Genomic DNA, 19,804 nt, shown 5'->3' on the forward strand with positions numbered 1-19,804 from the left:
AGGAGGCTAACGATTAGGCGAAGACTATTTTTAAATATAGCAACAAGTTTGCTAGTTTAATAGGTGGATGGAAACAATGTACTAACAGAAGGGGTAGACAACAGATATATATAATGATTTGGAGGGTTTTTTAAAATGGATAACAGATTTGTACAAAGATTTATTGAAATTGCTGGACGTATTGGTGCCCAGAGACACTTAGTAGCGGTCAGAGATGGTTTTGTCGCAATTATGCCATTAATTATTATAGGTTCACTTGCCGTTTTACTCAATAATTTCCCCGCATTTGGTCCTGTGGATTTAGTCGGTTTCTTAAATAGTATTTTTGGTGAAGGTAACTGGCAAAATGTTGGTGGAACTGTATGGAATGGTTCCTTTGCTGTAATCGGTTTATTGATTGCGTTTTCAGTAGCGTATAATCTTGCTAAATCATATGATCTAGATGGACTAGCAGCCGGCTTAATTTCTATCGCATCATTCATTATGCTCGTTCCCGTAACAGAGGATTGGGGATTAAACTTCGCATGGTTAGGTGCACAAGGATTATTCGTAGCGCTTATTGTTTCGCTTATTACAACCGAGTTATTTCGACTATTAGTTAAAAGTAATATCACGATTAAAATGCCTGATGGGGTTCCTGAAGGTGTTCAACGATCATTCCAAGCTTTAATACCAACTGCGTTAATCTTACTACTAGTAGGTATTTTCCAAGCACTTATGACAGTTGTTGCAGAGATTAGTGTATTTGAAGTTATTTTCAATGTAATTCAAGCGCCACTTCAAGGAATAGGAAACACATTACCTGCAGCAATCGTTGTATCATTCTTAAATCACTTACTATGGTTCTTTGGTTTACACGGTACGAATATTATTGGATCAGTTATTGAGCCGATTTATCTACCACTAATTGAAGAAAACTTAGCTCTATTCCAACAAGGCGTATCAGCATTCGAAGTACCATATACAGTAACTAAACCTTTCCTAGATTCCTTTGTATTCATGGGTGGATCCGGAACAACAATTGCTTTAATTATTGCAATCTTTATTGTAGTCAGAGGAAAGCAAAAGCATCCATATAAAGAAATTGCTAAATTATCAACACCTGCAGGAATATTCAATATTAACGAGCCAGTAATCTTTGGTTTGCCGATTGTATTAAACCCAATAATGCTGATTCCGTTCATATTAATTCCTGTTACATTAACAATTGTTTCTTTCTTTGCATTGGACCTTGGCCTTGTACCAAAAACAGTTGCCATTGTACCTTGGACAACTCCACCAATCCTAAGTGGATATCTTGTTACTGGTGGCGATGTGAGAGGTATTATACTACAATTATTTAATATTGCATTAGCTGTTGTTATGTACATCCCATTTGTTATTGCGGGAATGAGAACGCTAAATAAGCAAAATGAAGGATAATCATTGATGAGTCAAAAAGAAGAATTACAACAAATCTCTTTTTCTATTATCTTACATGCTGGTAATGCACGATCATTATCGATGGAAGCAATAGAATTAGCGAAAGAAAAGAAGTTCGATGAAGCTGTACAGAAAGTCGAAGCGGCTAGTCAAGAATTCTCCGAAGCACACCGTTATCAATCAGAACTTTTACAAAAAGAAAGTGATGATGATGGACAAGATATTAGTGTCATTTTGATTCACGCCCAAGACCACTTAATGTCATCGATGGTAGTAAGAGATATGGCGAATGTGATTATTGAACTTTACAGAGAAATAAAGGGAGAATAATTAATAACTTCATGTGAATATTTTTTGCAGATGTGGTTGCCTCCCACCTTACATGATTTGCACAACCACATTAATTAGGTGCTTTATTGTTCACATCACTGTTGTAGTATCTTTTAAAAAACTTTAGTCCGTAGAGTAATTTAATTGCTCTACGGTTTTTTCATTTAATTTTTCAACCCTTCACGAACATGATCTGGTTATATGGTTCTGTAAGGAAAGGTGACCTATTCCTAGATCAAGCATTATCATTAATTGATCTAAATTACTTTTAAAAGTGATTAACTTATTCTATACATCAAGTACGACTCCAAATTTAGAGAGCAATTAATTTTTCTTCACCTAGACACCATGCTAAACTGAATATAATCTATCTTATAGGGAGGCGTTCAAGTGGATAAATACAAGCACTACACACAACAAGCGATTGATTTAGCAATTGAAAATGTAGAGAAATCTGGCGGAGAGCCTTTTGCAACGATTATTGTCGATGAAAACGGAGCAGTTGTTGGTACAGGCGTAAATAATTCTCATAAAAAATACGATCCTACCTCTCATGCTGAGGTTGAAGCAATTAGAGATGCATGCGAGAACCTACAAACTTCAACATTGGAAAACTGCACCTTATATACAAGCTGTGAGCCTTGTCCGATGTGTTTTGGTGCAATCTATTGGTCCAAATTGAAAGAAGTATATTTTGCAGCCGATCATCAACTAGCAGCTGCGGGTGGATTTGATGACACATTTATTAATCGCGAACTTCAGACAGGTCACACACAAAGAGAGATCCCCTTTTACGCAGTCGATCACAATGAAAAAAATAAGCCTTTTGAAAAATATAATATGTTGAAATAAGTTCTATCTAATGATGCGCGCATGACGGTTGCTAAATTTCGTGCGCGCACCATTTTTTGTAATTGCATTTGTTAACTCTCCACTATTTCAATTGGCAAACCATCTGGGTCTTTTAAAAAAGTAAACCTAGCATTTGTAGTTGGATCAACGCGAATGGGTTCCACATCAATTCCTTTCGTAGTTAACTGCTCGATTACATGATCCAAATTCCGTACAGAAAAAGCGATATGCCTTAACCCTTGTGCCTCTGGTCCGGATAATCTCTCCGGAGCATTTGGAAAAGAAAATAATTCAACAAGATATGTTTCGTCTAACGCCAAATCAAGTTTGTGTGAATCTCTTTCCTCTCGATAAGTCTCTCTAATAATGTCAAATCCCAATTTATCAACATAAAACCTTTTTGATTTTTGGTAATCAGAACAAATGATGGCAATATGATGGATTGATTCAAACATAAATTTTTCCTCCAAAACAGTATATTTCATCGCTATCATAACATAAATCGACAAACAATCCGGGCAATTTAGGTCTTTTTACTCATGCATGTTCCATTAATGTGTTTTATAATGAAAACGGTTACAATTTTGGTAATGAATATTCTTGTAAGAAATCAGTTTTTTTACATAGAATATCGAATTTTCAAATTAGATTGTCCCCCTATTTTGGCATCCACTTATTCGTTGGATGCTCTTTTTTTTGTGTAATTATCTTACTATACGTTACACTAGTGTTATAAATTTTTAGATAAATAATAAAATACGACTAATGAAAGTGAGATGATTCCTAGATGCAATACAGACGCATTGGCACAACAGATCTTGACGTTTCAGTGATTGGGTTGGGTACATGGCAATTTGGTGGAGAATGGGGTAAAGATTTCAGTCAAAAAGAAGTAGATGCAATTTTAAATGAAGCAAATGCACAAGGGATTAATTTCATTGATACAGCTGAATGTTACGGTGATCATTTGTCTGAACGATTTATTGGTGATTATTTAAAAAGAAATAACAGACAAGATTGGCTTCTCGCTACAAAGTTCGGCCATCATTTTCATCATGCATTTGAACGAACAAGACATTGGGATCCGGACGATGTGTTAAAACAGCTCGATCAGTCATTAAAATCTTTAAAAACGGATTATATCGACCTTTACCAAGCGCATTCCTGTACGGATGTAGAATTCAACAATGATGCACTTTGGACTATGTTAGATAAGCAGAAGCAAGCAGGTAAAATACGCAATATCGGCATTTCTTTACGAACAAATGATGAGCCTTACCAAGTAGAAGCGGCACGGGAAGTCGGCGTCGATGCAATTCAAATCGTCTACAATCGATTAGATCGCGCACCAGAATCTGAAGTTTTTCCAATTGCGGAAAAAGAACAATTGGGTGTTTTGGCTCGTGTGCCATTGGCCAGTGGTTATTTGAGCGGGAAATATAAACCAGGCGCACAGTTTGATCCAACAGATGTACGCTCACGCCGTGATAAAGAAGAGCAATTAAGTAAATTAAAAGAAGTGGAAAAAATTATGGAAACGGAAGTGCCTGAAAATACGTCGATGGCAACTTGGGCTTTAGCATGGTGCTTACAACATCCAGCCGTCACTACTGTTATTCCTGGCTGTAAAAACCCAGAACAAGTAATTAGTAACGCAGCAGCAGCCAACTTATCATCTGTATCTCCTAATCATCCACAATACGTATCTAAATAATTTTTTGAAAATGCAGCAATGCTTATGAAGCACTGCTGCATTTTCTTGTTTACTTGTTTAATTTTGACCAATCAAATGGAATTGTATTATTTTTGTTCGCATACTTCCATAAATCATTCACACTTGTCATTTCATTTTTAGATTCAACTTGCTGAAATTGTTCTCTCTCATTTTTTTCATTCATCGGGCATCCTCCTTTTCACTTGTAGCATATGCAAAAATCGGATTACCATTTAATATTTTTTGAATGAGTGCTGATATTTTGTTTGAGCGCCGATATATTTCCTTGAGCGCCGATATATTTCCTTGAGCGCCGATATATTTCCTTGAGCGCCGATATATTTCCTTGAGCGCCGATATATTTCCTTGAGCGCCGATATATTTCCTTGAGCGCCGATATATTTCCTTGAGCGCCGATATATTTCCTTGAGCGCCGATATATTTCCTTGAGCGCCGATATATTTCCTTGAGCGCCGATCATCTCCCAAAACCGGAGATGATCATTTTTTCACAAAAAAATCCCACCCTTTTCTCCACTAATAAAAAATACCTGCATCCTTGTTATATTGCACCACGACAGGTGGTTATGCAACATATAAAAGATACAGGCAAATACTTGCGAAGGGATGCAGCTCGCTTGCTACATATTCTATAATATACAAAAATGTAAACGTTATCAATAGTTATTTTGAATTTGTCTTCAATTATTTTACTTTTCAAATGAGGCCAATTCAGATACACTTATTAGATATACTGTTATCAAGCGAATTTCTTATATGTTATTTTTTTTTGAGTTTACAAAATGGTGAGTAAAATTAAAAATACAAACTTTTCAGTTAATTTCACTGAAGAAACATGTTAGAATAGATACGTGTCTTTAAACAGATAAAACATTGATCAACGGGGGATCTATTTTAAAACAAAAAGATACAGTATTTTGAAATAACATTCTTTGAAAGGAAGTGAACGATATGGAATTTAGTATGATAGAACATGGAACAGTATCTCTGCACCGCGATGTAGAGTACCTGAATGAAATATTAGATCGTGTATTATTTCATGAAGGTGGTCAAGAGTTACTAGAGAAAGTTAACAAAATCCGTACGTTAACTACATCATTAAGAGATTCACAAGATTCACAAACTTATTTGCAAATCAAACAAGAAATTGATCAATTAGAATCCCCTCTTAGAGAAAATGTCATCCGCGCCTTCTCTGTGAACCTACAATTATTTAATATCGCTGAACAAACTTACCGAGGAAGAAGACGTAGAGAATATCAAGCACAAGACGATACAATTATTCAGCCTGGGTCATTAGAGGATGGTGTAAAACGTTTATTTGACGCTAACATCTCACCAGAAAGAATTGAGGAATTACTAGAACAGCTTTCTTTGGAATTAGTCATAACAGCACACCCTACTGAAGCCACAAGAAGAACTATGCTACGTATTCACCAGCGTATTGCAGACTTATTAAAAGCTTGGGATCATGCCTACACAAGATATTCTAAAAAAGTAATTCAAGAAACAATTGAAAATGAAATAACTATTTTGTGGCAGTCATCTGAGATTCGCGAGAAAAAACCATCTGTAATGAAAGAAGTATCTAATGGGTTATATTTCTTTGACAAAGTTTTATTTGACGTGTTGCCTCGATTACACCAAGACTTAGAGGATCTGCTTTTTGAAAAATATAATAAACGTTGGCACGTCCCTTCTTTTCTTCGTTTTGGTTCTTGGATTGGTGGCGACCGTGACGGTAACCCAAACGTAACTGCTAAAACGACCTTACAAACGTTGAAAGAGCATCGATCACTTGTACTTAATAAATATAAAGAATCGCTTGATAAACTGAAAGAATTATTGAGCCAATCGACGAAAAAAATCAAAGTTAGTGATGAAATTCTTCAATCAATTCAAAAAGATCGTGAAGAATTAAATTATAACGGCTGGCATAAAGAAGATGAAGTATATCGCGTGAAGCTTGGCTTAATGCTGAAGCGAATTGAATATACCGAAATAGATGATCCGCGTGCGTATATTGACGCACACGAATTACTTGATGACTTACATTTGATTCAAGATAGCTTGATCACGCATCATTCATCTACTAATCCGATTAAACTGTTGCGTAAAGTTATTCGTCAGGTAGAAGTATTTGGCTTCCATTTAGCTACACTTGATGTGCGTAACCATAGTGGAGAACATGAATCAGCAATCGCAGAAATTTTGCGTCAGGTAAATATTGCACCAACATATAAAGATTTAAGCGAAACTGAAAAGTTATCTGTTCTAAAGAAAGTATTAGAGGATCCTCGTCCACTCATTTCAATTTATGACGAGTTCTCAGATGAAACACAAGAGATGATCAACACATTCAGAATGATAAAAGATGCAAAAGACATTTTTGGCGAACGTGCTATTGAAGTGTATTTAATTAGTATGACTGCTGCAGTAAGTGATATTCTTGAAGTTCTTGTCCTTGCTAAAGAAGTAGGTCTATACCGCGTCTATCCAAATGGACATGTGAAGAGTCGTTTGCATGTTGCACCTTTATTGGAAACAATTGATGATTTGAAAAATGGACCTGAGATGATTAAACAGTTATTTGATATCCCATTATATCGCAAGCACCTAGAAGCGCGTGGTGAGCTACAAGAGATTATGCTTGGCTATTCAGATAGTAGTAAAGATGGTGGAACATTAACTGCTAACTGGGAGTTATATCAAGCACAAGAAGAGATACATTCGATCGCCTCTTCATACGGCGTGAAATTAAAATATTTCCATGGTCGCGGCGGATCCTTAGGTCGTGGTGGTGGACCACTTTACACAAGCTTACTATCACAACCTCCTGTTACACTAGGAGATGGTGTGAAGATTACTGAGCAAGGTGAAGTATTGTCCTCACGTTATTTATTAACTGATATTGCTTATCGAAGTCTAGAACAAGCAACAACAACAATGATGACTTCTATAGCAGGACTAGCCGAGGATACAGCTCATAAGGAAGCTCCAACAAAAGAAGCGAAACAAGCAATGAGCGATATTTCTAATTATGCATTAAAGAAATACCAATCGTTAGTATTCGAGGACGATGGTTTCCTAACTTACTTTAATCAAGCAACACCTTTAAACGAGCTAGGTGCATTGAATATTGGTTCAAGACCAATGAAGCGGAAAGGCAGCGATCGCTTTGAAGACTTACGCGCAATTCCGTGGGTATTTGCTTGGACACAGAGTAGACAACTACTACCAGCTTGGTTTGCTGCTGGAACTGGCTTCCACAAATTTATTGAAGAAACAAATAATCTAGAACTATTGCAAGAGCTTTATGAAAAATGGCCGTTCTTCCAATCAACCATTAATAATTTACAAATGGCTCTAACAAAAGCTGATCTCCTTACAGCCAAAGAGTATACCAAAATGGTTACGGACGAAACGGTTCAAAAACGAATCTATGACCAAATTGTTGAAGAGTATCAATTGACTAAAGCGATGGTATTAAAAATTTCGAAACAAGAAGAGTTAATGGATCATAAACCAAACATTAAAGAATCTGTTCGATTACGTAATCCACTAGTTGATCCTCTAAACTTGATTCAAGTAAACTTAATTTCACAGCTTCGAGTTGAAGATACAAAAGGTGAAAACGAAGCAGTGTTAAGTAATCTATTAAACGAAGTATTACTAACAATCAATGGTATTGCGGCAGGACTTCGTAATACAGGTTGATTTGTTGACAAAGAGCTATTCTCAATAACAGGAGAATAGCTCTTTTTTATTTATAAATACAAAAAAGTGATAAATAATTACAAAAATAGTACTTTATCAGCATTTTTTCAATTTTTAAACAAAAATCGACAGAATTAGCTAAAGGCATTCTATTTACTTTCAAGTTTCTTTAGTATAAACTAACACTATCAACGTATATATTGGGTGGTGAGGATAATTCCATTCCTTCAAGAGAATAATAATAAATTGAAACAATCAGATAAAGAAAAACTAGAAAAAATAGAAGAACTAAGACATCAAATGTATCAGCATTTTGATAATACACAAAACAAACAAGACATTGTAGCTATCTCGCAAGAACTAGATAAACTAATTTATGATTATATTGCATCAACAAATAAAAGATGCAAATAACCACACTCCTTTTCCGTCTTCTTCTAATAAACCGCTTGTAGAATCACTTAAATTCATTGTTTTATTTGTGCAGATTTATCGACACCACTTGTAAAAAATACAATTATGTTTAAATGTCTAACTGTGATTTTATCATTGCATGAATTTATTAGCACTTAATATTAGGATCTAGTCCACATTTTTTTTATTATTTACGGTTTATTTGACAAAAAGACGCCACAATGGACGTCTTTTTTTTACTGAAATTATATCATTATGTCACTAGTTAGCGATCATATCATGTACTTTATTAATTTCTTCTTCTGGAACAATCAAGTAATAAACACCACCTATTGTCTGTCCTGTCCCCTCCAACATATAATTACTGATATTTTTTCTTGTATTGCGATAATTTAGAAATAGATTTTGCATATCAGCAAAGTCCATATTTGTTTCTACATTTGTACCTAATACATCTAAGATTTCACTTATTTTCGTAACAGAACCAATACTTGCACCTTGATTAATGATTCCCTCAATTACTTTTCGTTGTCTCTTGGTGCGACCGAAATCACCCTCTGGATCTTGTTTTCTCATCCGAACATAGCCTAGCGCTTGAGCTCCATTTAACTGAATTTCGCCTTCTTCATAACGATATCCTTTTTTATAATAGCCCGAATCTACCCATGAAATCTCATTCTGAACAGTGATTCCACCAACAGCATCGACCAGCCCTTCTAATCCCTCCATATTGACTTTTACATAATAATCTAACTCAATATCAAGGAAATTCTCCACTGTATCTACCGCCATATTGGATCCACCTTTTGCATAGGCGTGATTAACCTTCTCTGTTGTCCCATTGCCCACCAAGTCAACTCTAGTATCTCTCGGAATACTAATAATTTGAATACTATCATCACTAGGATTAATAGAAAGAACCATCAAAGCATCGGAACGACCACTATCATTCTCTCTCTCATCTACACCTAACAGTAATACGTTCAAGCGTTCTTTATTCTTTATTTTATCCTTGCCGACTGCAGTATCAATACTATCTATCCCTTGATGAATCTCCCCTTCGACTGTTTGCTTAGCATCCCACCAAATAGAGAAAAGGAAACCAGCGATTCCCAAAATAAGAAGGATAAAGATAATTAGTACAATTTTCAAGCCTTTTCTTTTCTTTGTTTTTTTATTATTTAATCTGCTTTCGCTCACCACAAAGGCACCTCTTCCTATCGTTACATATTGTTCTTTAATCAAAAATGCATGCATCTTAATGGACGTATGAGTCACGTAAAAAGTTTCACTAATTATGTCACATTATAGTTTTAAATTCAACAACAACAAAAAAGTTCTGGGTATTTAGGATTAGTTTTGTCTAAATTAGGGAATTGTGGAGTATATAAAAATACCTTGCTTTGTATTTGACTTAAAGTGAAGGAGAGAAACGAGGAGATATTCGTTGGCTTGTAGAAATTGTATAATAAAAGAGCTTTCTATTGAAATAGATTTAAAGATGAAGAAAGGCGAAGAAACCTTTTCGATAATTATCGAACATTTACGTCGAAGAAATATACCCTTTCAGATCGAAAATAACCATGTTTTCACTACTGAGCAAGGCGTTACGATGATCGCTGATTTTGTCCAGGACCATCTTAATATCAATAATGTTTTTTACAGAATTCACGACCATGAATGGGAATCATTAGCTAACATTGATCAAGTGATAGATGCAAAATGGATTGATGATGTCATTCAAAACAAACAGATTCATTGTCACTATCAACCTATTATAACAGCAGACCAAAAAATATATGGTTTCGAGTTATTAGCACGATTTACAGATGCAAAAGGCGAAACAATTTATCCAAATGTAATCTTTAATGCGGCTAGGAAACGTGGCCGCTTATATGCGTTGGATCGATTATGCAGATTAACTGCTGTACGATATGCTGCGAAAATTCCAAATAACTTAAAAGCATTTATTAACTTTATTCCAACTTCCATTTACTCACCAGCTTTTTGTTTGCGTTCAACGACCTTGTTAGCTGAGAAACTAAAGTTAGATACAAACAGACTTGTTTTTGAAGTAGTCGAAACAGATAAGGTCCAAGATGTGGAGCATTTAAAAGAAATTCTACACTACTATCGTACACGCGGGTTTCATTACGCATTAGATGATGTTGGAGAAGGATATAGCACAATAAACCTTTTAGCCGATTTAAAACCAAATGTGATGAAATTAGATATGAAATATGTTCAAGGTGTTGCTGGTGATCATAAGAAACAACAAGCTGCGATGTCTTTTTTAGAAAAGTCAATCGAAATTGGATCGATTCCTCTAGCAGAAGGGGTAGAAACGGAAGAAGACTATCTTTGGTTAAAACAGAAAGGATACGAATTATTTCAAGGATACCTTTTTGGTAAGCCCGCCCCTGATATTCAACTTTCTGTTTAAATTTTATTGTATAACAAAAAGTGAGGAACCATCTCATCACAAGATTTCCTCACTTTCCCTAAAAAATTATGCTTGGTTTGTTAATGCATGAACACGTGTCATAATTTCTGTTTCTATTTGACTTAATTTTTCCTTCGTTGCTTCAGCAGTATCTCCATTCACTGCGAAATAGAATTTAATCTTCGGTTCTGTACCTGATGGGCGCAAGCAGAACCATGAGCCATCTTCTAGCTTATATTTTAATACGTTTGATTTTGGCAATGTAATCGTTTCTGTTTTTCCATTACTAGCGTAGGTTCGCTCACTTGATTGATAATCTTCAATCTCAACAACAGAATAACCTAATACTTCTTTAGGAGGATTTGTACGAAACGCTGTTAATAACGATTGAATTTGCTCTGCTCCATCTTTTCCTTTTAATGTAAGAGATTGCAATGACTCATAATAATAACCATATTGCTCAAACACTTCTAGTAATCCTTGATATAATGTTTTTCCTTTTGTCTTGTAATAAACTGCAACCTCAGCCGCTAGCATACAAGCTTGAACTGCATCCTTGTCTCTTGCAAAATCGCCAATTAAATAACCGTAGCTTTCTTCATATCCAAATAGGAATTCATATTCACCAGTTTCTTTATACATTTTAATTTTTTCACCGATAAATTTAAATCCAGTTAATGTGTCCATAATATGCAATCCGTGTGTGTCTGCGATTTTTCGTCCAATTTCAGATGTAACAATCGTTTTAAATACAATCGCATTATTAGGAAGTATGCCTTGACGTTTCTTTTCTGTAATTAAGTAATGTAATAAAAGCGCTCCAACTTGATTTCCTGTCAATACTTGATATTTACCTGTTTCATCTTTTACTGCAACACCTACTCGGTCAGTGTCCGGATCGGTTGCCAACAAGATATCTGCATTTACCTTTTCACCTTGTTTTATTGCCAATTCAAATGCTGCATGCTCCTCCGGGTTTGGTGATTTAACCGTAGAGAAATTAGGATCAGGAAGCTCTTGTTCTGCCACCACTTCTACCTGCTTAAAGCCCATTTTTTTGAGACCTTCACGAACAGGGATATTCCCCGTACCATGTAGCGGTGTATAAACGATTTTAAAATCATCTGCTACTTGTTTAATACTGTCTGGATTAACGACAATCGTTTGCAATTGTTGCTGATACGCCTCATCAACTTTGTCTCCTATGATTTGTAGCAAGCCACTTTCTTTAATTGCAGCTTCATCAGCAACAGCAATTTCTAATTCATTTTCAACTTCATTTACTTTTTCTACTACTTCATCAGCTGGTCCTGGAGGTAGTTGTCCACCATCAGATCCGTATACTTTGAAGCCATTATATTCTGGTGGGTTATGACTTGCTGTAATGACAATTCCGCTATACGCATTTAAATATCTCACAGCAAAAGAAAGCTCTGGTGTTGGACGTAGCGCATCAAAAACATATGTCTGAATTCCATGATGACTAAGTGTTTTGGCTGATTCCATTGCAAATAAAGGCGATTTAAAGCGTGAATCATAAGCAATCACTACTCCACGTGTCTTTGCTACTTCACCATGTGCTTCAATATATCTCGCTAAACCTTCAGCAGCCTTGCGAATGGTATAAATATTCATACGGTTAGAGCCTGGTCCTAATTCACCACGCATACCACCAGTGCCAAATTCCAGTTCTTTGTAAAAACTGTCCTCTAGCTTCTTCTCATCACCTTCTATTTCATTTAATTGGGTTTTTAATTCTTCGTCTAGTTCAACGAAATTTTTCCATCTCTCATAATTACTTTTCCAATCCATCTTGATTTCCTCCGATCAATACGATAGCTTATCATCATTAAATTTCAAACAAACATATTAACTATTTGTATGAAAAGAAAACAATCTTATTCATATTTTTTATGCATTAAAAAGATGTATTTATTAATGATAATCGCTACACCATTTGTTTAACTTTTCATATATGTAATCCTTACTAATAACATATTATAACAAAGAATAATTTTATAGTCGCTATTTCTTTATAAAAATATTTAACAAACTGGTTACTAGGTTGTTTCATTTATTAAAAGATTGCCAAAACACAAAAAAATTTCTATTTTTTCAATAGAAGATAACTGGCATTATTTCATCATTTGTTTTACAATTGTTCTATAACTGTAGAACAAAATACCATCTACAGTCGTACATTTTTTACATAGAGGAAAAAACAAGGCGTCAAGCCAAAAGTGCTGTTATATAACGGACTATTTAACTTTTGAAAAAGGAGCGATCATTGGTGTCAACGTATAAATTAGATGAACTAAAAATATTTACTTTAAGCTCTAACCCCACATTAGCAGAAAAAATTGCAACACACACTGGTGTAACATTAGGTAATTGTTCGGTGAAAACATTCAGTGATGGAGAAGTGCAGATTAATATTGAAGAAAGCGTTCGTGGATGTGACGTATATGTCATTCAATCGACATCTGACCCTTCTGATCAGCATATTATGGAACTACTCATTATGCTAGATGCGCTTAAGCGAGCTTCTGCGAGAGAGATTAATGTTGTTATTCCTTATTATGGTTATGCGCGCCAAGACCGTAAAACAAAAGCACGTGAGCCAATTGTCGCAAAACTCGTATCAGATTTAATTGAAGCAGCAGGTGCATCACGTATCATGTTACTTGATATTCATGCGACCCAAACACAAGGATTTTTTGATGTTCCAGTAGACCCGTTAACAGGAATTCCTATCCTTGCCGCTTATTTCTCTGATAAAAAATTCGATGATGTTGTCGTGGTTGCACCAGATCATGGAAGTGTTAAACGTGCACGACGTTTCGCTGATCGTTTAGCAGCTCCAATCGCTATTCTCGATCGACGTGGACCAAGAGATGTAGATGCACCTCAACTAAGTGTCGTTGGTGATATTGAAGGGAAAACCGCAATCATTATTGATGATATCGTTGACACTGGAAGACGTATCACAACAGGTGCACAAGCATTGATTGAAAATGGTGCAAAAGAAGTATATGCAACATGTACACATCCTGTATTATCAGGTATTGCAACAGAAAAAATTGATGCATCACCGATCAAGGAGCTTGTAATTACAGATACTATTCCTATTCCAGATGAAAAATGGAGTACTAAAATGACACAACTGAGCACCGCTGCATTGTTTAGTGAAGCTATTTTGCGTGTTTATCGTCAAGAATCAGTAAGTCCATTGTTTGAAGAATAGCATCTTAATTAATCATTAGATTTTTCCCATTAAAAAAAGCGATATTATACTAGCGCAAAACTAGTGTAAATCGCTTTTTTATTATATAAATGCAACAAGTGTTGGGATTAAAAATTTTCCTAAAACAATCGTAATGGTCGCTGCAAGGATCATTGCTAATGTGGAAAAGGTTGTTGCCTGCTCACCATAATCCATTGCTTTATTAGTTCCTACACCGTGTGCACTCATTCCTAATGCAAGTCCTTGTGCAATAGGTGAAGTAATTGCAAACCGCTTAATAACTGCTGGACCCATAACTCCACCAACAATACCAGTAATAATAACAAAAACAGTAGTTAAAGTTGGTAATCCACCTATATCTTTTGAGATTTCCATTGCAATCGGAGTAGTGATCGATCTCGGAAGAACACTAATTAAGAAGTTCCGGTCAATATGCAACAGCATGGATAAACCATATGAAGTGAAAATAGCAATGAGTGACCCAGCGGTAATACTAATCATAATTAGGCTTAAATGTTTTTTTAATAAGGCCAAATGCTTGTATATCGGAATAGCGAACGCAATCGTTGCTGGACCTAGCATATGTGTTAGGAAAGCAGCGCCATCCATATACTTTGCAGCTGGAATATTGAATAAAGTAATAACTAAAATAATTAATATAGGAGTAAGCAGTAACGGATGAAATAAAGGAAAAGTAATTTTTTTGTTCAATTGTTTGGTTAACCGATAAAACAAATAAGTCATTACCGTTGCGAGTAAAATAGTCACTCTACATGCACTCCCTTTTTCTCTATCCAGTCTGCAATAAACGCAGTTAAACTCATCACAATAAACGTACTGATTCCGATAATAATTACGATCTGTACACCCTGCCAACTAGCAATTTCATTATAATTAACGATGCCAACCGCTGATGGTATAAAAAACAGTAATAACTCAGCCATTAACCAATTTGCACCTTTTTCTACCCATTCTAATTTCACAATTTTTAATACTAAGGCAAGGAATAGTAAGACTAAGCCAATGATCGAAGCAGGTAATGGAATAGCAAATAACTGCTTTAAGGCTATTGCCAAAAATAAAAAAAGATGAATAAATAATATTTGAACAATTATTGTTCCAATCCTCACAACGAACACTCCTGACCAACGTTTAATCTTTCCTATAGTATACACGCGGTACAGGTATTCGTATAATACATATATTTTATAATAGATATAACTTTAGGTTATATCTAAAGATTGAATAAAATGAATAAATCTTTGTCCAGCATGGGAAAGGTATTTATCTTTCTTTTTTATGATAGCTAGGTTCCATGGAATTTCAGGCGTTAAATCAATTGCTTGAATCGCTTGATTTTTCACTTTTTTACAAATCGACTCTGGCAAAATAGCGATCCCTAGATTAGCCGCGACCATCTCTGACATTAAGTCCCACTGAGAGCTTTTAAATAGAATATTAGGCTCATATCCAGCATCTAAAAAGCGTTGCCATATCATGTCATGTAACGCAAAGTCCTCATGATAAAAAATAAATTCTTCATTTTCTAACTCGCTTAAATCAACGGTCTGTCTGGCTGCAAATGCATGATCACGATGAACAATTAACTGCATATTTTCCTTAAAAAACGGAAAGATTTCAAATTGACTTTCATCAATTGGTAATACAGTAACACCCAGATCTAATTCTCCATCAGCAACACTTCTAACCACCTTTGCACCACCATGTTCAGTAATAGTAATTTTTATATTTGGATATGCTTGATGGAACGTCGCCAATACGTTTGGAAAGAATAAGCTTCCAATGATAGGAGGTAACCCAAAATGAATCTCTCCACGCTTTAAATCTGTCAAATCATGCAAGATCGTCATCATATCTTCAATTTGTTCATTCATTTTTTTAGCATATTCAAACACGACCATACCAGCATCTGTTAACTCACTTGCCTTGTTCGTTCGAAGCAATAACGTCATTCCTAGCTCCGTTTCTAAGTTTTTGATCATTTTACTTAACGCCGGCTGCGAAACATGCAACGCCTCAGCCGCCCTAGAAATACTCTGACGCTTCCCCACCTCAAGAAAATACTGCAACTGTCTAAACTCCATAACAAACCCTCCCTTGGGACATTGGGGTCAGACCCCTTTGCCCCATTTTGCTGTGGGACATTTGGGTCTGACCCCAATGTCCCACCAATCTCAATGTCCAATATGAATTAGAAAAGGGGCGGTGTGATTACACCTCCCCCCTTAGCGATTTTTATTTATTAATTTTTGATGCTGCTGCTTTATCAGCAATGATTATTACGTTTGGATGTTCTCTTAGAATAGAAGCAGGGAAATCTTCCGTAATAGGACCTTCCGCTAATTGATATAAAGCATCAGCTTTCTTTTCACCAGAAATAAGTAATACGATTTGCTCACTTTGCATAATCGTTTTAATTCCCATTGTGATCGCTTTTGTTGGTACTTCATCAATTGAGTCAAAGAAACGAGCATTTGCTTCACGAGTTGAAGGTGCCAAATCTACAACGTGTGTTTCTTGTTCAAATGGAGTACCTGGTTCGTTAAATCCGATATGACCATTTAAGCCAATACCAAGAAGCTGAAGGTCTACGCCGCCCGCATCTTTAATTTTTGCTTCATAATTATCACAAGCTACTTGCAAATCTTCCGTTTCTCCTAAAGGAAGGTTTGCTTGTGCTGCCGGTAAATTAATATGATTGAATAGTTTTTCATTCATGTAGTGATGGTAACTTTGTGAGTTGTCTAGTGAAATACCTACATACTCATCTAAGTTAAAGCTAATTGCATGTTCAAATGATACATCGCCTTGCTTATACGCATCAATTAACAATTCATAAAATCTTTCTGGTGTAGAACCAGTTGCTAAACCTAATACTGCATCAGGCTTCTGATTGACTTTCTCAACAAAAATGTCAGAAGCTTTCTTACTCATCTCTTCATAATTATCTACAATGATAAAATCCATTTCATCTCTCCTATTCTTTTTCACTTGAATATGCAATATTTCCTCTACAGATAGTATAGTGCACATTCCAATTATTGTCTATAAGTACAATATCTGCATCTTTCCCAATACTAATGCTTCCCTTTTGATCATATATATCCAATTGTTTTGCAGGGTTTACTGCAGTCATTTGTACAATATCTTGTATTTCCGCCTCGGTAAACTCAGTCATGTTCTTCGCAGCATCAATCATTCGCAAAATACTTCCCGCTAGCGTTCCATCTGCTAGCACTGCTTTTTCATGATTAACTGTCGCCATTTGACCACCTAGATCATATTCACCTGGTGGTAAACATTTTGCACGTAACGCATCTGTGATCAACATCAATCGTTCACTACCAATGTTTTGATAAATTAACTCAATCATTTCTGGTGAGACATGAATACCATCAGCAATTAATTCTGCTTTAATTTTATCAAGTAATAAAGTTGCTCCAACCGCACCGATATCACGATGGTGTATACCCGTCATCGCATTCGCTATATGTGTGACTTGATTTACTCCTTGAGCAATTGCTTTTTTCATCTCATTAATACCAGCGTCAGTGTGACCTGCTGATACATTAATTCCTTTTGCAGACAAAGCTTTAATAAATTCACCATCTGGATCGGTTTCTGGTGCCATCGTGATTGTTTTAATTTTATCGTTAGTTAGTTTTTGCCAACGATTAAACTTCTCAAGTTCTGCTTGTTGAATGTATTCTTTAGGCTGTGCACCAGCACGTTTGTCAGAAATAAACGGACCCTCTAAATGCACACCTACTATTTCTGCTTGTCCTGCTTTATTCGTATATGTTCCTACATTCTTTAATGCTTCTTCTATGTTTTCAACGGATTGTGTAATTGTGGTAGCAAGAAAGCTGGTGGTTCCTTCTTTCGGTAACGCTCTTGCCATTGTATCTAAAGCTTCAGGTGTAGCATCCATTACATCTGCCCCATTAGCCCCGTGAATATGTGAATCAATAAAGCCAGGTATCGCAGTTAAACCTTCGCCATCAATAATAATACTTTCCGCATCTTTAGGCATTTTGTCTAAGATGGCAGTAATTTTTCCATCCACTACTTTAATAATACCTTTTTCTTTGCATGCTGATTCTGCAATTATTCGTACATTTTTAATTAAAAGCGCATTATCTTTGGACATACGACCGCTCCTTACTTTTTATTTCATATAGCTAGATTAGCAAACAAAATTCAAGTTGTCTAGACCAATCCACTGGTTCGAAACGTTTTCATATAAAAAACGAATGTATTTGTATGAGACAAATACATTCGCTTATAATAATTATAATTGCAATTCCTGTCGTAATAACTCAATTCCTTTAGGGCTTAATGTAATTTTCCCATTAAAGAATGATTGATTTTGATCACTGACTTCTCCAGTAACTATACACGCTTTATTTGAATTGTACTTACGCAACACAATACGCTCATTGTCTGTGAAAATTTCTAATGGATCTTTGTTATCAATATTTAAAGATGTTCTTAATTCTTTAGGCAAGACAATTCGACCTAAATGATCCGTTTTTCTTACAATTCCAGTACTTTTCATTTGACACCTTTCCTCTCGTAGTTTTTTCTTTTTTTGTAAAAAAATCATACAATAGTCTTTCATTCCCTTTAATGAAATAATACTACTTTACGAGAAAAAATACCAGACTTTTTGACTAGATTATAAAAGTTGTCACAATAATACCAATAAATAAGAACATAATATAGTTGACGGAAAATAGAAAAATTCGATTCGCCCAATTCCAGTCATCCTTTTGCTTTAGATAACCTCTAATTGCGATACCCAATCCGATGCTCGCCATAACGACTGCAACGCCTGTAAAAATAGGACCAAGTGGGTAAAATAACAATGAAGCAGGAATTAAGCTAGCTAAATAATACGTTGTCCGCCGTTTAGCTGTGGCAATCCCGTGTGTAACAGGGAGCATCTTCACATTCGCCGCCTTGTATTCATCGTGTTTTTTTATCGCAATCACATACGTATGTGGCATTTGCCAGATGAATAGAATTACAACCATAGCAACCGGAATAAGTGAAAATTCTGTTGTAATCGCGTACCAGCCAATTAACGGAGTAACTGCACCAGATACACTTCCAATAATTGTGTTCCATGTATATTTTCTTTTAGACCATATCGTATACAAATAGGCATAGGTAACCCAACCAATTAATGCAAAAACAACGGTCAAAAGCGTTGTAAAACTTAATACAACGAATCCAACAATCGATAGAATCATAGCAATATTAAATACAGTAGATAAAGCAAATTGACCTGTAACAGTTGGACGATGCATCGTTCGCTTCATTATCGCATCAATATCGGCATCATACCAATTATTAAATGCAAGCGCACCAGCAATAACAAGTGTCGTTCCTAATAAAGTGAGAATAGTAGATAGCACTGGATTAGCCACCGTCTGTTGACCTAGATAAAGAGCCGCAGTAATTCCAGCTAGCACTGGTAATATATTAGAAACGAGAACAAGACCTTTGAATAAAGCTTTGATATCTTGTACAAGTGACATTTTATTTGTTTTCATTGTATATTTAGATAGCATAGAAGTTTCTTTCATAATCATTTCCTCCAATACATATTAAGTTTATTATAA

At 35.5% G+C, this 19,804-nt stretch carries 20 protein-coding genes; 8 read left to right on the forward strand and 12 right to left on the reverse strand.

The genetic code is table 11. The annotated features are described in order from the left end of the window. Window positions 1-135 precede the first annotated feature (135 nt). From HP569_RS03085 to HP569_RS03095, 3 genes are all read left to right on the forward strand, one after another. Window positions 136-1,422, forward strand: coding sequence for a PTS sugar transporter subunit IIC (locus tag HP569_RS03085; RefSeq protein ID WP_182199685.1), 1,287 nt, complete (start codon window positions 136-138; stop codon window positions 1,420-1,422). 6 nt (window positions 1,423-1,428) lie between these two features. Further along, a complete protein-coding gene (locus tag HP569_RS03090) occupies window positions 1,429-1,752 on the forward strand; it encodes a PTS lactose/cellobiose transporter subunit IIA (protein WP_182199686.1) in 324 nt (107 codons plus the stop codon). A 390-nt stretch (window positions 1,753-2,142) separates the two neighbouring features. After that, entirely contained in the window at window positions 2,143-2,604 is a 462-nt protein-coding gene (locus HP569_RS03095; protein WP_182199687.1) for a nucleoside deaminase, read from the forward strand. Window positions 2,605-2,675: 71 nt separating this feature from the next. Here the strand turns inward: HP569_RS03095 and gloA2 are convergent, their stop codons facing one another. Beyond that, complete coding sequence (gloA2, locus tag HP569_RS03100) at window positions 2,676-3,059, reverse strand: SMU1112c/YaeR family gloxylase I-like metalloprotein (protein WP_182199688.1); 384 nt, start codon at window positions 3,057-3,059, stop codon at window positions 2,676-2,678. Window positions 3,060-3,391: 332 nt separating this feature from the next. Here gloA2 and HP569_RS03105 point away from each other — a divergent pair, with 332 nt between their 5' ends. Then, window positions 3,392-4,318 carry an aldo/keto reductase gene (locus HP569_RS03105; RefSeq protein ID WP_182199689.1) on the forward strand — a complete coding sequence of 309 codons (927 nt, stop codon included), beginning with the start codon at window positions 3,392-3,394 and terminating at the stop codon, window positions 4,316-4,318. Window positions 4,319-4,367: 49 nt separating this feature from the next. Here the strand turns inward: HP569_RS03105 and HP569_RS14500 are convergent, their stop codons facing one another. Continuing rightward, a complete protein-coding gene (locus tag HP569_RS14500) occupies window positions 4,368-4,502 on the reverse strand; it encodes a hypothetical protein (RefSeq protein ID WP_281366388.1) in 135 nt (44 codons plus the stop codon). Between the two features lie 49 nt (window positions 4,503-4,551). Further along, on the reverse strand, window positions 4,552-4,806 hold the full coding sequence (locus HP569_RS03110) for a hypothetical protein (RefSeq protein WP_182199690.1): 255 nt from the start codon (window positions 4,804-4,806) through the stop codon (window positions 4,552-4,554). Window positions 4,807-5,289: 483 nt separating this feature from the next. Here HP569_RS03110 and ppc point away from each other — a divergent pair, with 483 nt between their 5' ends. Further along, the gene (gene ppc / locus HP569_RS03115; protein ID WP_182199691.1) at window positions 5,290-8,055 is read left to right on the forward strand and encodes a phosphoenolpyruvate carboxylase; all 2,766 of its coding nucleotides are present in this window, start codon (window positions 5,290-5,292) and stop codon (window positions 8,053-8,055) included. 204 nt (window positions 8,056-8,259) lie between these two features. Beyond that, window positions 8,260-8,469, forward strand: coding sequence for an aspartyl-phosphate phosphatase Spo0E family protein (locus tag HP569_RS03120; RefSeq protein ID WP_220464443.1), 210 nt, complete (start codon window positions 8,260-8,262; stop codon window positions 8,467-8,469). Between the two features lie 261 nt (window positions 8,470-8,730). On the opposite strand, the gene HP569_RS03125 is transcribed toward HP569_RS03120, so the two are convergent. Continuing rightward, window positions 8,731-9,726: an LCP family glycopolymer transferase gene (locus HP569_RS03125; RefSeq protein WP_182199693.1), complete on the reverse strand. Its 996-nt coding sequence runs from the start codon at window positions 9,724-9,726 to the stop codon at window positions 8,731-8,733. Window positions 9,727-9,970: 244 nt separating this feature from the next. Here HP569_RS03125 and HP569_RS03130 point away from each other — a divergent pair, with 244 nt between their 5' ends. After that, a complete protein-coding gene (locus HP569_RS03130; protein ID WP_182199694.1) occupies window positions 9,971-10,912 on the forward strand; it encodes an EAL domain-containing protein in 942 nt (313 codons plus the stop codon). 66 nt (window positions 10,913-10,978) lie between these two features. On the opposite strand, the gene HP569_RS03135 is transcribed toward HP569_RS03130, so the two are convergent. After that, complete coding sequence (locus HP569_RS03135) at window positions 10,979-12,724, reverse strand: phospho-sugar mutase (RefSeq protein ID WP_182199695.1); 1,746 nt, start codon at window positions 12,722-12,724, stop codon at window positions 10,979-10,981. 475 nt (window positions 12,725-13,199) lie between these two features. Here HP569_RS03135 and HP569_RS03140 point away from each other — a divergent pair, with 475 nt between their 5' ends. Beyond that, window positions 13,200-14,156: a ribose-phosphate diphosphokinase gene (locus tag HP569_RS03140; protein ID WP_182199696.1), complete on the forward strand. Its 957-nt coding sequence runs from the start codon at window positions 13,200-13,202 to the stop codon at window positions 14,154-14,156. An 81-nt stretch (window positions 14,157-14,237) separates the two neighbouring features. Here HP569_RS03140 and HP569_RS03145 read toward each other — a convergent pair whose 3' ends face one another. The 7 genes from HP569_RS03145 to cyoE form a co-directional block, all read right to left on the reverse strand. Next, the gene (locus HP569_RS03145; protein ID WP_246366903.1) at window positions 14,238-14,924 is read right to left on the reverse strand and encodes an LrgB family protein; all 687 of its coding nucleotides are present in this window, start codon (window positions 14,922-14,924) and stop codon (window positions 14,238-14,240) included. Next, the gene (locus HP569_RS03150) at window positions 14,921-15,286 is read right to left on the reverse strand and encodes a CidA/LrgA family protein (protein WP_182199697.1); all 366 of its coding nucleotides are present in this window, start codon (window positions 15,284-15,286) and stop codon (window positions 14,921-14,923) included. Before HP569_RS03150 ends, HP569_RS03145 begins: the two co-directional genes overlap by 4 nt. Before the next feature lie 93 nt (window positions 15,287-15,379). Then, window positions 15,380-16,261, reverse strand: a complete 882-nt coding sequence (locus tag HP569_RS03155) for a LysR family transcriptional regulator (protein WP_182199698.1) — start codon at window positions 16,259-16,261, stop codon at window positions 15,380-15,382. A gap of 151 nt (window positions 16,262-16,412) precedes the next feature. Next, window positions 16,413-17,144: a glucosamine-6-phosphate deaminase gene (nagB, locus tag HP569_RS03160; RefSeq protein ID WP_182199699.1), complete on the reverse strand. Its 732-nt coding sequence runs from the start codon at window positions 17,142-17,144 to the stop codon at window positions 16,413-16,415. Between the two features lie 10 nt (window positions 17,145-17,154). Then, window positions 17,155-18,327: an N-acetylglucosamine-6-phosphate deacetylase gene (nagA, locus tag HP569_RS03165; RefSeq protein ID WP_182199700.1), complete on the reverse strand. Its 1,173-nt coding sequence runs from the start codon at window positions 18,325-18,327 to the stop codon at window positions 17,155-17,157. 141 nt (window positions 18,328-18,468) lie between these two features. Further along, window positions 18,469-18,735, reverse strand: coding sequence for an AbrB/MazE/SpoVT family DNA-binding domain-containing protein (locus HP569_RS03170; protein ID WP_182199701.1), 267 nt, complete (start codon window positions 18,733-18,735; stop codon window positions 18,469-18,471). 115 nt (window positions 18,736-18,850) lie between these two features. Continuing rightward, window positions 18,851-19,768 carry a heme o synthase gene (gene cyoE / locus HP569_RS03175; RefSeq protein WP_246366904.1) on the reverse strand — a complete coding sequence of 306 codons (918 nt, stop codon included), beginning with the start codon at window positions 19,766-19,768 and terminating at the stop codon, window positions 18,851-18,853. Window positions 19,769-19,804: the final 36 nt, after the last annotated feature.

It is taken from the genome of Paraliobacillus salinarum (genome assembly GCF_014083865.1).
Lineage (GTDB): Bacteria > Bacillota > Bacilli > Bacillales > Amphibacillaceae > Paraliobacillus > Paraliobacillus salinarum.

Excerpts from the sequence above, each read along its gene's own strand:
- HP569_RS03085 (WP_182199685.1), top strand. The coding sequence starts at position 136 with ATGGATAACAGATTTGTACAAAGATTTATTGAAATTGCTGGACGTATT.
- HP569_RS03090 (WP_182199686.1), top strand. The coding sequence starts at position 1,429 with ATGAGTCAAAAAGAAGAATTACAACAAATCTCTTTTTCTATTATCTTA.
- gloA2 (WP_182199688.1), bottom strand. The coding sequence starts at position 3,059 with ATGTTTGAATCAATCCATCATATTGCCATCATTTGTTCTGATTACCAA.
- HP569_RS03105 (WP_182199689.1), top strand. The coding sequence starts at position 3,392 with ATGCAATACAGACGCATTGGCACAACAGATCTTGACGTTTCAGTGATT.
- HP569_RS14500 (WP_281366388.1), bottom strand. The coding sequence starts at position 4,502 with ATGAATGAAAAAAATGAGAGAGAACAATTTCAGCAAGTTGAATCTAAA.
- ppc (WP_182199691.1), top strand. The coding sequence starts at position 5,290 with ATGGAATTTAGTATGATAGAACATGGAACAGTATCTCTGCACCGCGAT.
- HP569_RS03125 (WP_182199693.1), bottom strand. The coding sequence starts at position 9,726 with ATGCATGCATTTTTGATTAAAGAACAATATGTAACGATAGGAAGAGGT.
- HP569_RS03130 (WP_182199694.1), top strand. The coding sequence starts at position 9,971 with ATGAAGAAAGGCGAAGAAACCTTTTCGATAATTATCGAACATTTACGT.
- HP569_RS03135 (WP_182199695.1), bottom strand. The coding sequence starts at position 12,724 with ATGGATTGGAAAAGTAATTATGAGAGATGGAAAAATTTCGTTGAACTA.
- HP569_RS03155 (WP_182199698.1), bottom strand. The coding sequence starts at position 16,261 with ATGGAGTTTAGACAGTTGCAGTATTTTCTTGAGGTGGGGAAGCGTCAG.
- nagB (WP_182199699.1), bottom strand. The coding sequence starts at position 17,144 with ATGGATTTTATCATTGTAGATAATTATGAAGAGATGAGTAAGAAAGCT.
- nagA (WP_182199700.1), bottom strand. The coding sequence starts at position 18,327 with ATGTCCAAAGATAATGCGCTTTTAATTAAAAATGTACGAATAATTGCA.
- HP569_RS03170 (WP_182199701.1), bottom strand. The coding sequence starts at position 18,735 with ATGAAAAGTACTGGAATTGTAAGAAAAACGGATCATTTAGGTCGAATT.
- cyoE (WP_246366904.1), bottom strand. The coding sequence starts at position 19,768 with ATGAAAGAAACTTCTATGCTATCTAAATATACAATGAAAACAAATAAA.